The following is a 13,924-nucleotide window of genomic DNA, read 5'->3' on the forward strand; positions in this document are numbered from 1 at the left end:
AGCTCTTTAGTTTTTGTTGTGGCAGAAAATTAGAGGTAACGATTCTCTAAGTGTGCTTGGAAGAATTTTGCATTCAGGGTTTCGCCAGTTGCTTGTTCAACCAACTTGTCAGTCGTTAGCAAACAACCTTTCGTCCAAATTTTATCACCCAACCAAGTGAAGATAGGGCTTAAGTCTCCGCTTTGAATGGCGCCATCCACATCGACGGTTTGCTTCATCGCGGCCATAAACTGCGCCCCATACATCGCACCTAGTGTATAGCTTGGGAAGTAACCAAATGCGCCGTCGGTCCAATGAATGTCTTGCATGCAGCCATTTTTGAAGTTGCCTTCAGTAGATAGGCCAAGATACTGCTGCATTTTCTGGTTCCACAACTCAGGCACATCGGTGTGTTTGATCTTGCCGTTCATCAAGTCACGTTCAATTTCATAACGTAAGATGACGTGAGCCGGGTAGGTAAGCTCATCAGCATCAACGCGAATAAAGTCTTTCTTAACTCGCGTGTACAACTTCTGGAAATTGTCTTGCGAGAACAAACGAGCGTCGTGGTCGTTGAAATGTTTACCTGCTAAGCGCGAAAGGTGAGCGATGAATGCATCACTACGGCCCACTTGCATCTCAAAGAACAGAGATTGAGACTCATGAATACCCATAGAGCGAGCTTCACCGGATGCTAATCCAGACAATTCTTTTGGTAATCCTTGTTCATAACGAGCATGGCCAGTTTCGTGCACGATCCCCATAAGCGATTGTACGAACTCGTTTTCATCGTATCGAGTTGTGATTCTCACATCTGTTGGTACGCCGCCACAGAATGGATGCACACTTTCATCGAGCCGCCCGTGGTCGAAGTCGAACTGTAAAAGCTTCATCACTTCCAGACCTAGCGCTTTTTGCTTCTCGGTTGCAAATCTACCACTTGGCTCGATGAACTTTTCTGAGGATTGCTTTTCGATGACTTGGTCAATCAAGCCTGGTAGCCATGTTTTTACGTCGCCAAACAGTTTGTCTAGAGACTCAGAATGTGTACCCGGCTCAAAGATATCTAACATCGCGTCGTAAGGCGATAAGCCAGTGGCTTCCGCTCGGATTTGCGCTTCTTCTTGAGACAGTGACACCACTTCAGCCCAGTTCCTTTCAAAACCTTGCCAGTCATTCTCACCGCGCTGCGTACGCCAAGCATGCTCACATTTAGAGCCTGCTAGTGACTTAGCTTGGACAAGCTTTTCTGGCAGCACATTGGCTTGTTGCCACTGGCGTTTTAACTCGCGAAGCGTTGCTGACTGTTCACCCGACAGAGATTCATTGCTGGCTTTATCAAACCATTCTGCCAATTGTGGCTGAGTCATTAAGTTGTGAATATGGACAGACAGTTCAGCCATGGCTTCTGAACGTGCTTGGCTACCGCCTGAAGGCATCATTGAAGCGGCATCCCACCCGCATATTGCAGAAAGGTGATGATAGTGGGCGATTTTCTTAGAGTGTTGGATTAGTTTTTCGAAGGCGCTCATTGCAAGCCATCCATGACAAATTAAGGTAACGTCATTCTAACAAGCCGCTTTTGATAAACAAGCTGACTTTGGTAAACCTGTTGAGCTAAATCGTGAACGATATGAGTAATTAGGGGAGATTGTTCTATGGGAGTGTTTTGAGTTGGCGTTTTTCACTGGTTGGCGTTATTGTGTCGGTTCATGCAGAGACAAGGAGAGTCGTTGTGATTGATAACTTTGAAGCCTTTTTAATTGCGATAACCGTTCTAACACTAACGCCAGGGCTAGATACGGCAGTTGTGATTCGCAATACCACGCGTTCTGGCGTTAAAGATGGTGCCATCACCAGTTTGGGTATTTGCAGTGGCTTGTTCGTTCACGCAACTTTCTCGGCTATCGGAATCTCCGCACTTCTGGCTCAATCGGCAAGCTTGTTCCAAGGTGTCAAGATGGTAGGTGCAGCTTACTTACTGTGGTTGGGCTACAGTTCGATTAAAGCGAGTTGGAAAACGCAATCAGGCATGAACATCGAAGAGCATTTGGGCCTTGCTCCCCAAGTATCGGTGAAACGTTCTTTGCGTGAAGGTTTCCTGTCTAATGTGCTTAACCCCAAAACCGCCGTATTCTACTTGGCGTTCTTGCCCCAGTTTATTAATCCAGAAAGCTCACCATTTGTTCAGTCTATGTTGATGGCAGCTATTCACTTTGTGATTGCGATGATTTGGCAGTGCGGGCTTGCAAGTGTTGTAGGCTCTGCAAAACGTATACTGTCTAACGCCAAATTTACCCAGTGGATGGAAGGCATGACCGGTGCAGTGTTAGTGGTTTTGGGGGTAAAACTGCTGCTCGAAAAGCCAGTGGCAAATTGATCTATTTATTCGCACTTTGAGTCGTTCTATCTCAGTAGCGACGATTGTCTTCAGTCCAGTGAGACAGATGGTTTGCCAAGTCAAAAGGTTTAGACAATGGTAGGTCGTGAGACTGACTGTTGAACTCTACCAGCTCTACCTTCCAAGCATTGGCGATTGCTCTTCCACATTCACTGCTGACTAGTTGATCGTCGCTGCTCACAATGATCTGCACTTGGGTATTGGGTGCCTCTGCAAAGCCCTTGAATCGAGCTGCCGCCAACAATTGCCTTATAGCGTTACCAAAACTGACTGGATGTTTGGTGGCAAGCGCTACGTGACGATCTAAAGTGGCAGGAGATTTTAGCGCCTTTTGGCAAGTGTAATACAAAATGGTGGCTTCAAAATCTCGTCGACCTTTCAGTTTTGAAGCGAGGATTGCCGTGAGTGCTTTGATGTTAATTCGTTGCCAAAAAGGGCTAAAGCGCGAAAAGCTTGGGTTAATCATCGTAAGTGTCGCTACCTGGTGTGGATGCGCCTTCGCCCACACACTGGCGAGCATTGAGCCCATAGAGATCGCTACCACATGAAACGTTTCATATTCTTCGGGCAATTGTTCTAGGAGCGCGGGGAGCATTTTTTCAATTTGGCTCGGGCTTTGGCGAAAATAGAGAGAGCCGTTTCCTGCCACATTGGGTGTGAGTATGATTTGGTTTGGCATCCTCGCTTGAAGCGCTTCAACCAAGGGTTTCCAGTGGCCGCTTTCTCTTAACAAGCCACGAATGAGGACTATGGGTACCATAGTTTCAGCGCCTTCTCAGTGAGTTCTTTTTCGTTATCTATTTTAGGAAACAAATCATTATCAAGCACTTGAATCAGATAGTTAAGCAGTGGATTGTGACGTCGCTGCACTCTTTTGACTCGATGGGGTTTGGTTGGATGAAAAAGCTCGCTAAAACGCATCAGCTGCCATGGGTTTTTCTTAACCCAAAGCCACGATCCTAGCTCAAGCGTAATGGGGAGAAAATGCGTTGAAGATTGAGCGAAGTGCTGTTGGTACATCCAATCCCAAAAGTCGCCATGGGTTGTGTATTGGTGCCATTGGGGTTCAAACTGATACAGCTCGTATTGCGGGTAGCTTTTTCTGAATAAACGGTAGAGTAAATAGTATTCGTGAAGATTATCTGGCGGTTGTGATGAGTGGGCAAATGGAAACCAAAGCCGATCTCGTGAACCAAATCCACTGTGCAAATCCAAAACAATTGAGCTGCGAGCGTTCTTTGAACGTTCTAATATAAAGTTGGACACGGCTATCAACTCGTCTTCCATTTGGTTTGGATTGCCTCTAAACCATGGCAGTTTGTTGCTAAAGGCGTGTCCTGCATAAAGTTGATATTTTGGATTGTTTGCTTGGATAGGGGCGTTTCTCATCAGGTCCACGCCATTACCATTTGATCGCGTTTTTAAATGCACACCCCACGGATTAATGACAGGAATACTGACGATGTTCATACGGCTTAGCCTGTCGTTAAGATAGACATCCCAAGCGGTTCGCTTTAATAGATTCTCTAAGAAAGCCAATATAATTTGGCTGCCGATACGCTCGACACCATGAATGCTGCCTGTCAAAAAGAGCGTAGGGGCATTAGGGTCTTGAGTACCCACGTGTAATGCATATACCGGAAATGATTGGGATTTATGTTTGATATTAGCGAGTGTGGTCAATTCGATATCTGCGTAACGATTTGCCAGATGTTCGATGTGTTCTAGTTCTCTTATGATATGCTTTGTCATAAAAAACCTCATGTTTTTTTTATGATAAAGCGTTCAGGAGGCACGTGGGTTAAGTTTATGTTTCAGTGCATAGGTATCTAGTTATACCTAGTCGTGTGATAGAAAAAAAGCCTGGTACCGAATAGAAAAGGGCACCAAGCTCTTTAATTTCACTGTCTATGATAGGCCCTTAGTGGGTAGAGCCTGCTTGAAAGTTTTCATTTATTGCGAGCGCAACATCTAGATTATCGAGCAGCGTATCCACAACGCGTTCGTCTAAATGGGTACCTTTGGAGCTTTTCAAAACTTCAATGACATCTTCAATTGGCCAGGCGGGTTTGTAACATCGTTCATGGGTAAGAGCATCGAACACGTCGGCCACAGCAATAATTCTGGCTTCAATGCTGATTTCATCCCCTTTAAGACCTTGAGGGTAGCCATTACCATCCACTCGCTCATGATGTTCATGGGCAATGGTCGCCGCGGTTTGCAATATACTGCGCTTCGAGCCCGCCAAAATATTATGACCAATTTCAGAGTGAGTCTTCATCACTTCCCATTCTTCTGCGTCCAGTTTGCCCGGTTTAAGCAGTACGCTATCGGGAATTGCGATCTTGCCAATATCATGCATTGGGGCGGCGAGTCTTAGTAGAGTTGCTTTGTCTTCTGGGTAGCCCATGAGTTTACAGAGTTGATAACTCAGTTCCGAGAGTCTTCTTACGTGAAAGCCAGCTTCTTCAGAACGAGACTCAACCACATCGCCCAGTCGATAAATTAGCTCTCCTTGCGTGTCTATGATCTCTTGGCTGAGGTATAAATTTTCAAACGCTAGGCTAACGCTGTGGGAGAAAATGGTGAGAAGCTGCGATTCTAACTCGGTAATTTTTCGAGCGCCTTTTAAATACAGTAAGCTAACGGCACCAGAACTGGTGGCAAAGTAGCCGACGAATATATCGCCTTCAATGATGCTTTTCTTGGCGTCGATGGCTTTTTGCAATGACGCTTTAGCTTCAGGGTCGATTTCATCCCGTGCGTCGCTTTGCCCGATTTGCGCGAGTACTTGGTAGTCGCTGTGGGGCTCACAAATGGTGGCAAGTCCTCGAATACTCACCAGCATACTTTGCTCGTTCATGCCTAATAAAGAGAGCACCTGTTGAAGAATTCCATCGGAGAAAGCTTGCAGTGTGTTCTTTTGAAAAATAACGGAAGTAGACTGAATGACACGCTCTAAACCTTGTCGATAGTTGGTTTCACGTTCGCGTACCTGTTCAATCTTCATAATATCGCGATAAGAGCGAATGGAGCTGTAAAGAGTTGTGAAGAGCTTGGCGCTGCTCAGTTCCGTTTTTTCTTTGTAATCGTTAATGTCGTAGTTAATGATCACATCTTGTTCTGGCGCTTGGCCAGGTTGACCAGTCCTTAAAATGATTCGAGTGAGATGATTACACAGTTCTTCCCGTGTCCACTTTGCGACGATTAAACCTGCGTCGTCAGTTTCCATTACGACATCAAGTAAGATTACGGCAATGTCATCAATAGTGGACAGCTTTTCCTTTGCCTCTGCGCCGGAATAGGCGTCAATGAATTCAAGTCGTCTCCCATCGAGTTCAAAACGTCGTAGAGCGAGCTTTGTGACCTGATGTACATCGGGCTCATCGTCGACAATAAGAACTTTCCATGGCGGTAGAGTTGGTTCGTCTAGCTCTCTTAAAAGCTGCAATGGCATAGTCTCTCCAAAACATGTCATTCATAAACACTGTGCCCCCAATGAGAAGGGGCGATAAAACTTGCTTCTTAAACATGAACAATAAAATTATTTATTAATATTTTTATAGGTAATAGATGACGGTTTAACAAGTTTTTAAGCAAACTCTAATCTACAAATTTTGAAGTCAAGTACAGCTAAAAAGTCGCGGGGACATTTAGCGACACTGAGGCGTTTTGGCAGGAAGCCAGAGTAGAAAAAGGCGCTCGATTGAGCGCCTTTAATGCTAAGCCGTTGCTGGCTTTGATGATTTAGTCATTGAAGAGAAATACAGTTTGGTCTCTTCAACCACAACATGCCTTAATGCAATCAAACCAATTAAGTTTGGAATTGCCATGAGTCCGTTAACAATGTCGGCGATTACCCAGATCATGTCGAGGTGCAAGAAGGCGCCTGAAGCCACTAAGCCAATGAAGATGACTTTGTATGGCAATACGGCTTTTGTACCCAGTAAGAAAACAACGCAGCGTTCACCGTAATAGTTCCAGCCCAAAATCGTGGTGAACGCGAAGAAGATCAGGCCAACCGAAACTAGAAGTGGACCAATCGTGTCTGAACTCAAGCCAATCGCGAAGGCTTGAGTTGTCATTGCAGCGCCTGCGTAGTCGCTTTGCCAAACACCTGTGAGGATGAGTGCAAGACCAGTCATCGTACAGATGATAATGGTATCAAAGAACGTACCTGTCATTGAGATCAGGCCTTGCTTAACGCACGAGTCCGTTTTGGCTGCAGCAGCGGCGATAGGCGCGCTACCTAAACCGGCTTCGTTAGAGAACACACCACGAGCAATACCAGATTGGATGGCTAACATGATGCTGGCACCCAAGAAACCACCAGTAGCTGCCGTTGGAGTAAACGCAGACACAAGTACAAGCTCAATAGCAGCCAACAGTTGATCGGCATTCATGATAATCACGCTTAAACATGCGGTGATGTATAGAATGGCCATGAAAGGAACAACTTTTCCAGCGACTTTCGCTATAGACTGAATACCACCCAACGTGACAAACGCAACGAGTAAAGTTAGTACAGCGGCTGCGATTTCACGCGATACACCAAATGAAATTTCGCTCGCGTCTAGAATCGCGTTTACTTGTGGGAAAGTACCAATACCGAAGCAAGCAACGCCGAGTGCAAAGATAGCAAAGACAATAGCCAGTGCTTTTGAGCCTACACCGTATTGCAGGTAGTACATTGGTCCGCCGACCATCTGACCTTTATCGTCAACTTGGCGGTATTTCACAGCCAGTAAACATTCAGCATACTTGGTTGCCATGCCAAACAGAGCTGCTAGCCACATCCAAAATAGCGCTCCTGGGCCGCCGAGCTTAATCGCAGTGGCAACACCCACGATGTTACCTGTGCCAATCGTCGCTGACAGTGCAGTACACAGAGCAGCAAAGCTTGAAACATCGCCCTTAGCATTTGAAGAGCCACTGCGGCTGAACACTAAACGAAGCGCAGTAGGTAAGTGTCGGAACTGTAGAAGCCCAAGCTTAAAAGTAAAGTAGATGCCTGTACCAACAAGCAGAATAAGAAGTGGTGGTCCCCAAACAAAGCTATTGGCTGTTTGAAGTAGAGTTTGGATATCGTTCATGAATTCCCCTTAAATAAACAACTATAAGGAGAAGAGAGAAAGGTGGGGCGATCAGAGATCATCCCAAAATGGGCAGGCGTAAGACTGCTTTCAATGTGGTTGCTTTTCTCTCCTCTGTCCTTTTGCCTGAGAGTTTCACCTACCTAGTAGGCTTGCTCCTTCGGCGGCCGATTGCTACTACATTGCTTTTTGCGACACAGCAGTACGGCTCTCTCCAGAGGTTCCTCCAACAACAGTCCTTTTGCCTGAAATAATTAAATCTTCGGCGGGTAATAGTAACTGATTAAAAAATACCAGTTAGATTACCTCTCTCCTGCAGTCTTCATCGGAACAATCATCCATATTGGATGATTTGAGCGGCGATAATATCGGAAAGAAAATGTGATGTCACTAGCAAGAATTGAGTTTGCACAAACAATGAACAATTAGAAACAAAATCTACGGATTTCTGACCTAAATAGAGGGGAGAAGTGGTATAAGATATAAAGATCACTGAACCAAACAACTTGATGTTATTTAGATATAGAATCAAGGCGTTAAATTTACATGGCTCAACGTTTACTTTGAACAGAAAGCCTTGAACAAAAAGTTCAAAGTAAAAAATACGTTGTTAGAACATGGAGTAGACTATGACACGATTGATTGCGATAGCTTTTTTAGTTGTGCTTGCGTTTTTATTGATTCGATATCGTTCGAACGAAAAAGTGCAGAAAGTGGTCGTTGTTGCAGGGATCGGTGGCTTTTTGATTTACGCGGCAACGTTAATGGTAACGGAACTGATTCGTTAGATGATATTTATTGGGAGCAATTTAGGTGAATAACAAAACCAATGCAAATGAACAAGATGACGATGTAGTAGTGATAGAGCAGCGTGACTCCAAAGCTGTCATTTATATCACCCTCGCTGCTGCATTGGGTCTCGCATTAGGTGCCTTAGTTGGCTCGTCAGTGACCGCCAGTAAATGGGAAAAAACCTACCATCAACTGGAAAAGAAATACGCAACTATTCAACAAGATAAAACAGCACTTGTTGAACAGGTCGAGATAAAGGTGGCGACGGTTGAAGATCAGGTCGAAGAAAAGCTCGCCGCTGCCATTGAAGAACACAAACAAGAACAGAAGCAGCAGTTAGATGCTCTTGAAGAGCAGGTTTCAGAGCTTGAGAAAGTGAACATGTCACTTGAAGCGCAATTGGCAGAGCGCAAAGAGAAGCTTGAAGAAGCCGATTCGCAAAACAATCAATTAGTTCGTCAAGCGGACATGCAAGCGCTGATGTTTGAACGCTCGCGAGAGCTTTTCCAACGTGAGTTGCTTGTTAAGCAAGAACTCGCGAAGTTAGAGGAAGAGCGTGAAAAACTCTATCCGACACTTGCACCGTTGAAAGAAGCGTGTGACCTCTATTTAGCTGGTACGTCTTGGGATGTGAAGTCTGACTCCTGTGACCGTCAAGATGCGGCAAACTCACGCATCAGTGAAATAGACCAGATGATTCAGGTTCACAAACTGGATTTGCGCCAGATCCAAGAGCTTGCTGACGGAGTTGGTCTCTAAGCAACGGTCTTTTAGCGTTACTCTCTAAGCGTTGGCCTCTTAGCTCTGCTTTATTAACAGCAAAAGTAATCTCACTTTTAATAAAAGCCTCTACAACAGAGGCTTTTTTTGTGGTCTCTCTCTAGGATTAGTGAGTAAGTTCTTAGTAGTAACCGTACGAAATGTAGTAATGTCTATAATTATTGACTTAGCATCTATTCGAAAATGTTGTATCTATTCAGAAAAAGAGAGGTCGCTTAGTGCAAATAACGGTTGGCAAGGTAGCTAAAACTCTCAATATCAAATCTCTCATCTACATCATGTATGTGCTTGGTGTGCTCATCGTTTCGGACACGCTAATATCAGAACACCAGCAAGCGGCATTTATTTATTTTATCTACCCAGTTTTGATGCTGTTTGCGTTGTTCACAACTTCTCACAAGCTTAAGCGTATTACTTCAATTGCTGCCATGACGCTTATTGTGGTTGGAGGAGTAGTTGAGCCTCTAGAGCTGGATGCGATCGAAGAAAGTTTTATCGTGATTCCACTGCTTTATATTATTCTTTTCCCCGGATCTTTATGGCCTATTTCTACCGCAGTTATTCTGGTATTGAGTTACCTTCACAATCTACCCGCCGAGGACTTTGACGAGTTCGTCGAAGACGCGATTGAAGTCCTAGCGATATCCGCGTTTGCTTCCGTGATGGCTTATTACCAAACTCAATCCCGAAATCAAATGCGAATGTACCAGGACCTCAGTAATACAGACGCAATTACAGAGATACCTAATCGACGCGCATTTTTTAATCGCTTGGAAAAAGTAAAAAAGAACAAAACGGACAAGTTTGCTCTGCTGCAGATGGATTTAACTCGGTTTAAGTATGTGAACGACAGTTTGGGCCACCAATATGGCGATTCACTTCTTCGAGCCTTTTCAAATCGAGTGTTAGGCTTGCTCTCGAACGAAGAGCTATTCTATCGAATTGGTGGCAACGAGTTTGCCATAATCGTTCAAGCAGGGGACGATCTAGGCGATCGAATCAGTGAGCTGGAATACAAGCTAAAGCATACCTACCAGCCTCTGTTTCACTTGGAAGAATCTTCATACAGCTTACAGTTTAGTACCGGCATTGCGTTGTTAGATGACGCGATGGGTGATGTGGAGTTGTGGTGTAAAAATTGTGACTTGGCCACCAATAAGGCCAAGCGCAAGGGGAATGATTCCATCCAATGGTATGACGATGAGCTATTAGAAGAAACGATTCGCTCTCACCAGATCCAACATGAGCTGAAGCTTGCGATTGAACAATCGCAGTTTGATCTCGCGTACCAACCTAAAGTGGACATTAAAACGGGTGAGCTCCAAGGAGCGGAAGGGTTAATTCGTTGGATACATCCTGAATTGGGCTTTATCTCTCCCGCAGAATTTATCGCAATTGCAGAGAGGACGACTCAGATTATCCCAATCGGTCGTTGGGTTGTGGATGAAGCTTGCGCCCAGATTAAACATTGGCGAGATAAAGGGTGGGAGCTGAGTATTTCTGTGAATGTATCCACCGTTCAGTTTATGCATGACGATATCTTCAAAGTGGTGAAAGAGAGTATTGAAAAGCACGGTATTCCGGCTGAACTACTGGAGTTAGAAGTCACGGAAACCACTTTAATGTCAGATCCTGAAAGCGTGGCTTTAACGTGCGAAAAGTTACGTAAACTCGGTTTAACTATTTCCATTGATGACTTTGGTGTTGCTTACTCTTCGCTTAACTACTTGAAACAATTGCCAATCGATGTATTGAAGATCGACAAGTCTTTTGTCGACGATTGTGTCACCAACCACAATGACCATATGCTGATTCGTACTATCATTCAAATGGGTCAAAACATGGGTAAGAAAGTGGTTGCTGAAGGGGTCGAAACCAGTGGCCAACTTGCCTTATTGAAGGGGGAGGGCTGCGATCTCTATCAGGGGTATTATTTCTCTAAGCCGCTATTTTCTGAAGAGTTCGAACAAAAATTCAAACCCGTATAGGTTCGGCATCTTGCTTGCGTAGATTCTGTAAGTTGAAAGCATAGTTGAAGACAGATTACATAACTACAGTTTGGCGCTAACACCCACTAGGCGTTAGAGTCTTTGTTTTTTAAGACTGGCTCCTCATCTTCAGTAGAGTCTGATTTAATTAAGTTAGGCAGATACTGACTTAATGTTTGGTGCAGTTGGTTTGGTGTGACAGGCTTTGAAAGGAATTCGGTCATACCGACATCAAAACAGCGCTGCTTGTCTTCACTCACCACGTTGGCCGTAAGAGCAATAATTGGCGTTTGTTTTGCCCAAGTGTATAGGGCGCGTATTGATCGAGTCGCTTCATAACCGTCCATTTTAGGCATGTGACAATCCATCAAAATTAGGTCATATTCGTTCTTGCTGCAAAGCTCTACGGCTTCTAAGCATGATTGGCAATATCCACTTGCAAGCCCAGCTTGGTTAGCATGATGCGAACGACTTTCTGGTTCACTAGGGTATCTTCGACCAATAACACATGATAAAGCGTCTCTTCGGCTGAAAGTTTCTCTTCTGAGTTAATAAAAACATCGGAACTAGGCTTTTCAAACTGAATAAGGTTAACGGGTTCTTCAACGGGTTGTGGAACGGCCGGTGTTTCTGCATGTTGAAGCTCTAGAGTGAAGTAGAAGTTACTGCCCAATCGCTCGCGACTCACAACTTGAAGGTTACCGCCCATTAAACTAACTATCTGTTTTGAAATCGCTAACCCTAAACCCGTGCCACCGAACTGCCTTGTTGTGCTGCCGTCAGCTTGTGAAAACTTATCGAAAATGGTTTCTAGCTTATCGCTTGGTATGCCGATGCCGGTATCTTTGATCGAGAACGTGACTGTACTTTGTTGTTCATTTGCTTCAATTAGGGTCACATCAAGTTTAATTGAACCCGTCTTGGTAAACTTAATCGCGTTACCCAACAGATTGTTGAGAACCTGTTTTAGTCGAACGGAATCACCTGTAAATGCAGTGGTTATATCTGGGTCCATGTTGCATTCAAAAATCAGGTTTTTGTCTTTAGCACGTAAGTTGAATACGTTGGATTGGCTTTGGATTAATTGGCGAAGATCAAAAGGGGCCGACTCGAGATCAAAACGTCCAGCTTCAATTTTAGAAAAGTCGAGGATATCGTTAATGATGTCTAGCAAGTTATGAGAAGAGGTTGTTAGTACGTCGATGTACTCTTTTTGCTGAGGCGTAGCATCCAAATCTTCAAGCAGCGCGGCTATACCGATGATGCCATTCATTGGTGTGCGAATCTCATGGCTCATATTAGCCAAAAATTCACTTTTCTTTTTCGTCGCGATTTCAGCTTTTTCCTTTGCCGTGACAAGCTCATCGTAATTTGCCGTCAATTTATCGATGGCACGATTGTAGCGGCCATTAAGTTGAGATATTTCGTCATGGAAAAGCCTCGGCTGTGGTTCTACCTTACTTGGTACCGAGTGACCATGAAAATCATCCATGGAATTTGAAATTCGAGTGATTGGGTGAATAATAAGTTTTAGAGTGATGTAAAGTAAGGTCGCGACGATGAAGAAAATCTCGACCATCTTAACTCCGAACTCGACTAAGAATGCCTCCCATAAGTTACTAAATACTTGAGAGAGATCAGTTTGAATGGTGAGTTGAGCTAAGCTAAAGGTTTTGGACCCAAGCGAGTGTTTTAAACTCCATGTATGTTCAAGGTTGTTAACAGGGACATATGCGCCTTTCTCTAAGATAGTTTCACTGTTGTCGGCCAGTCTTAAGTAGCTGACTTGAGGGGATTGAAGCATGCTGTCGGCAATAATGTTGAGTTGAGTTCTATCTTCAACCCACAAGGCTTCCGTCATGCTTGATTTGAAGCTGGTTTCTAGTTGGGCGATTTCGATATTGAGTTCTTCTTGCTTGTTTTTGTATTCGAGGTAGAAACCCAAGGCAGAGCTGATAAGCGTAAACACCAAACTGATGACAGCTGTGATGAGGACAAGCTGTTTGTCGATACCTAATTTGCGATGGCTGTAATAATTTATTGTCATATGCAAGCGGTTTTTCATGTAGGTGCTACCTTTAAAGATAGTCGCTTTAAGCGTTTAGTAAATATGGAGCCGCTATGAAAAAAGGAATTTTGGCAATTTCATCGCTGATGGCAGCGTCGTTATCCGCAAGCAGTTGGGCTGAAGAGATCAATTACTATGTGATTGGACAGCAAGCACAACCTTTTCAGATAGAGGAGAACGGGGCAAACCATTCGGGCATTGTTACCGACATCGTGGAAGAAATATTCACGGGCAGCAGCTATGAGCTTGTGTATCACACGTTTCCTTTTAACCGAATGATCTCGCAACTTGAAGCGGGCGGTGAAAAAAACTGGGTTACTTATGGCAGCCCTAATTGGGGAGGCGTCCAAGCGGATAATCTATCTTCCGAGCCCATCTATATGGTGGAGCACGTTTTGGTTACAGGTGCGAATGGTGAGTTTGAGTACACGGACATAGACTCATTAAAAGGCAAGGGCGTGATATTGCTTCATGGCTTTGATTACCCAGAGCTAGAACCCTATATCGAAAGTGGCGATATTGAAGAAATCAGAGTCAAAGATTACCAAGCAGCTTTTCGAGTCGCTTCAAGAATGGCTGGAGAGGCCGCATTCGTTGAAATGGCTTCGCGTATTAACTACAACCTCGATAAGTTAGGCTTAGATAAGTCTAAATTTGAAATTCTGTCTTTTAGCAATGTCATTGCAGAATATCCTATCCATCTTGCGCTACAACCAGACATGCCAACAGAAATTCAGGACTACATTAATAACCGCTTAGCGGATATTAAGGCCAATGGTAAACTCGCTCAAATCGTAGAACAGTATTAGTAGTTGCCTTCTTC

At 44.4% G+C, this 13,924-nt stretch carries 12 protein-coding genes and 2 riboswitches; of the genes, 5 read left to right on the forward strand and 7 right to left on the reverse strand.

Going from position 1 to position 13,924, the window contains the following annotated elements:
• Positions 1 to 29: 29 nt before the first annotated feature.
• Positions 30 to 1,511 carry a carboxypeptidase M32 gene (locus tag UA76_RS10470; protein WP_047045726.1) on the reverse strand — a complete coding sequence of 494 codons (1,482 nt, stop codon included), beginning with the start codon at positions 1,509 to 1,511 and terminating at the stop codon, positions 30 to 32.
• Positions 1,512 to 1,714: 203 nt separating this feature from the next.
• Here UA76_RS10470 and UA76_RS10475 point away from each other — a divergent pair, with 203 nt between their 5' ends.
• The gene (locus UA76_RS10475; RefSeq protein WP_420340916.1) at positions 1,715 to 2,359 is read left to right on the forward strand and encodes a LysE family translocator; all 645 of its coding nucleotides are present in this window, start codon (positions 1,715 to 1,717) and stop codon (positions 2,357 to 2,359) included.
• A gap of 31 nt (positions 2,360 to 2,390) precedes the next feature.
• Here UA76_RS10475 and UA76_RS10480 read toward each other — a convergent pair whose 3' ends face one another.
• From UA76_RS10480 to UA76_RS10495, 4 genes are all read right to left on the reverse strand, one after another.
• The gene (locus UA76_RS10480; protein WP_047045728.1) at positions 2,391 to 3,140 is read right to left on the reverse strand and encodes an alpha/beta fold hydrolase; all 750 of its coding nucleotides are present in this window, start codon (positions 3,138 to 3,140) and stop codon (positions 2,391 to 2,393) included.
• Complete coding sequence (locus UA76_RS10485; RefSeq protein WP_047045731.1) at positions 3,128 to 4,132, reverse strand: DUF2817 domain-containing protein; 1,005 nt, start codon at positions 4,130 to 4,132, stop codon at positions 3,128 to 3,130. The genes UA76_RS10480 and UA76_RS10485 overlap by 13 nt, the downstream gene beginning before the upstream one ends.
• A 169-nt stretch (positions 4,133 to 4,301) precedes the next feature.
• Positions 4,302 to 5,837 carry a DUF3369 domain-containing protein gene (locus tag UA76_RS10490; protein ID WP_047045733.1) on the reverse strand — a complete coding sequence of 512 codons (1,536 nt, stop codon included), beginning with the start codon at positions 5,835 to 5,837 and terminating at the stop codon, positions 4,302 to 4,304.
• A gap of 265 nt (positions 5,838 to 6,102) precedes the next feature.
• Positions 6,103 to 7,473, reverse strand: a complete 1,371-nt coding sequence (locus UA76_RS10495; RefSeq protein ID WP_047045736.1) for an alanine/glycine:cation symporter family protein — start codon at positions 7,471 to 7,473, stop codon at positions 6,103 to 6,105.
• A gap of 111 nt (positions 7,474 to 7,584) precedes the next feature.
• Positions 7,585 to 7,694, reverse strand: a riboswitch (glycine riboswitch).
• 2 nt (positions 7,695 to 7,696) lie between these two features.
• Positions 7,697 to 7,799: riboswitch (glycine riboswitch) on the reverse strand.
• Positions 7,800 to 8,102: 303 nt separating this feature from the next.
• On the opposite strand from UA76_RS10495, the gene UA76_RS24085 reads away from it, so the two are divergent.
• The 3 genes from UA76_RS24085 (at position 8,103) to UA76_RS10510 (ending at position 11,033) form a co-directional block, all read left to right on the forward strand.
• Positions 8,103 to 8,261, forward strand: coding sequence for a hypothetical protein (locus UA76_RS24085; RefSeq protein ID WP_047045739.1), 159 nt, complete (start codon positions 8,103 to 8,105; stop codon positions 8,259 to 8,261).
• 25 nt (positions 8,262 to 8,286) lie between these two features.
• Positions 8,287 to 9,024, forward strand: coding sequence for a chromosome partitioning protein ParA (locus tag UA76_RS10505; RefSeq protein ID WP_047045742.1), 738 nt, complete (start codon positions 8,287 to 8,289; stop codon positions 9,022 to 9,024).
• A gap of 239 nt (positions 9,025 to 9,263) precedes the next feature.
• Complete coding sequence (locus tag UA76_RS10510; RefSeq protein ID WP_238322253.1) at positions 9,264 to 11,033, forward strand: putative bifunctional diguanylate cyclase/phosphodiesterase; 1,770 nt, start codon at positions 9,264 to 9,266, stop codon at positions 11,031 to 11,033.
• Positions 11,034 to 11,119: 86 nt separating this feature from the next.
• Here UA76_RS10510 and UA76_RS24655 read toward each other — a convergent pair whose 3' ends face one another.
• Together UA76_RS24655 and UA76_RS10515 are read right to left on the reverse strand one after the other, a co-directional pair.
• Positions 11,120 to 11,536, reverse strand: coding sequence for a response regulator (locus UA76_RS24655; RefSeq protein ID WP_337588529.1), 417 nt, complete (start codon positions 11,534 to 11,536; stop codon positions 11,120 to 11,122).
• Positions 11,446 to 13,098, reverse strand: coding sequence for an ATP-binding protein (locus tag UA76_RS10515; RefSeq protein ID WP_238322254.1), 1,653 nt, complete (start codon positions 13,096 to 13,098; stop codon positions 11,446 to 11,448). The genes UA76_RS24655 and UA76_RS10515 overlap by 91 nt, the downstream gene beginning before the upstream one ends.
• 56 nt (positions 13,099 to 13,154) lie before the next feature.
• Here UA76_RS10515 and UA76_RS10520 point away from each other — a divergent pair, with 56 nt between their 5' ends.
• Entirely contained in the window at positions 13,155 to 13,910 is a 756-nt protein-coding gene (locus UA76_RS10520) for a substrate-binding periplasmic protein (RefSeq protein WP_047045745.1), read from the forward strand.
• Positions 13,911 to 13,924 lie beyond the last annotated feature (14 nt).

It is taken from the genome of Vibrio mexicanus, assembly GCF_001012815.1.
In the GTDB taxonomy this organism is placed as follows: domain Bacteria; phylum Pseudomonadota; class Gammaproteobacteria; order Enterobacterales; family Vibrionaceae; genus Vibrio; species Vibrio mexicanus.

What these genes read in the sequence shown, in the direction of transcription:
- UA76_RS10470 (WP_047045726.1), bottom strand. Translation starts at nt 1,511, where the DNA reads ATGAGCGCCTTCGAAAAACTAATCCAACACTCTAAGAAAATCGCCCAC.
- UA76_RS10480 (WP_047045728.1), bottom strand. Translation starts at nt 3,140, where the DNA reads ATGGTACCCATAGTCCTCATTCGTGGCTTGTTAAGAGAAAGCGGCCAC.
- UA76_RS10485 (WP_047045731.1), bottom strand. Translation starts at nt 4,132, where the DNA reads ATGACAAAGCATATCATAAGAGAACTAGAACACATCGAACATCTGGCA.
- UA76_RS10490 (WP_047045733.1), bottom strand. Translation starts at nt 5,837, where the DNA reads ATGCCATTGCAGCTTTTAAGAGAGCTAGACGAACCAACTCTACCGCCA.
- UA76_RS10495 (WP_047045736.1), bottom strand. Translation starts at nt 7,473, where the DNA reads ATGAACGATATCCAAACTCTACTTCAAACAGCCAATAGCTTTGTTTGG.
- UA76_RS24085 (WP_047045739.1), top strand. Translation starts at nt 8,103, where the DNA reads ATGACACGATTGATTGCGATAGCTTTTTTAGTTGTGCTTGCGTTTTTA.
- UA76_RS10515 (WP_238322254.1), bottom strand. Translation starts at nt 13,098, where the DNA reads ATGAAAAACCGCTTGCATATGACAATAAATTATTACAGCCATCGCAAA.
- UA76_RS10520 (WP_047045745.1), top strand. Translation starts at nt 13,155, where the DNA reads ATGAAAAAAGGAATTTTGGCAATTTCATCGCTGATGGCAGCGTCGTTA.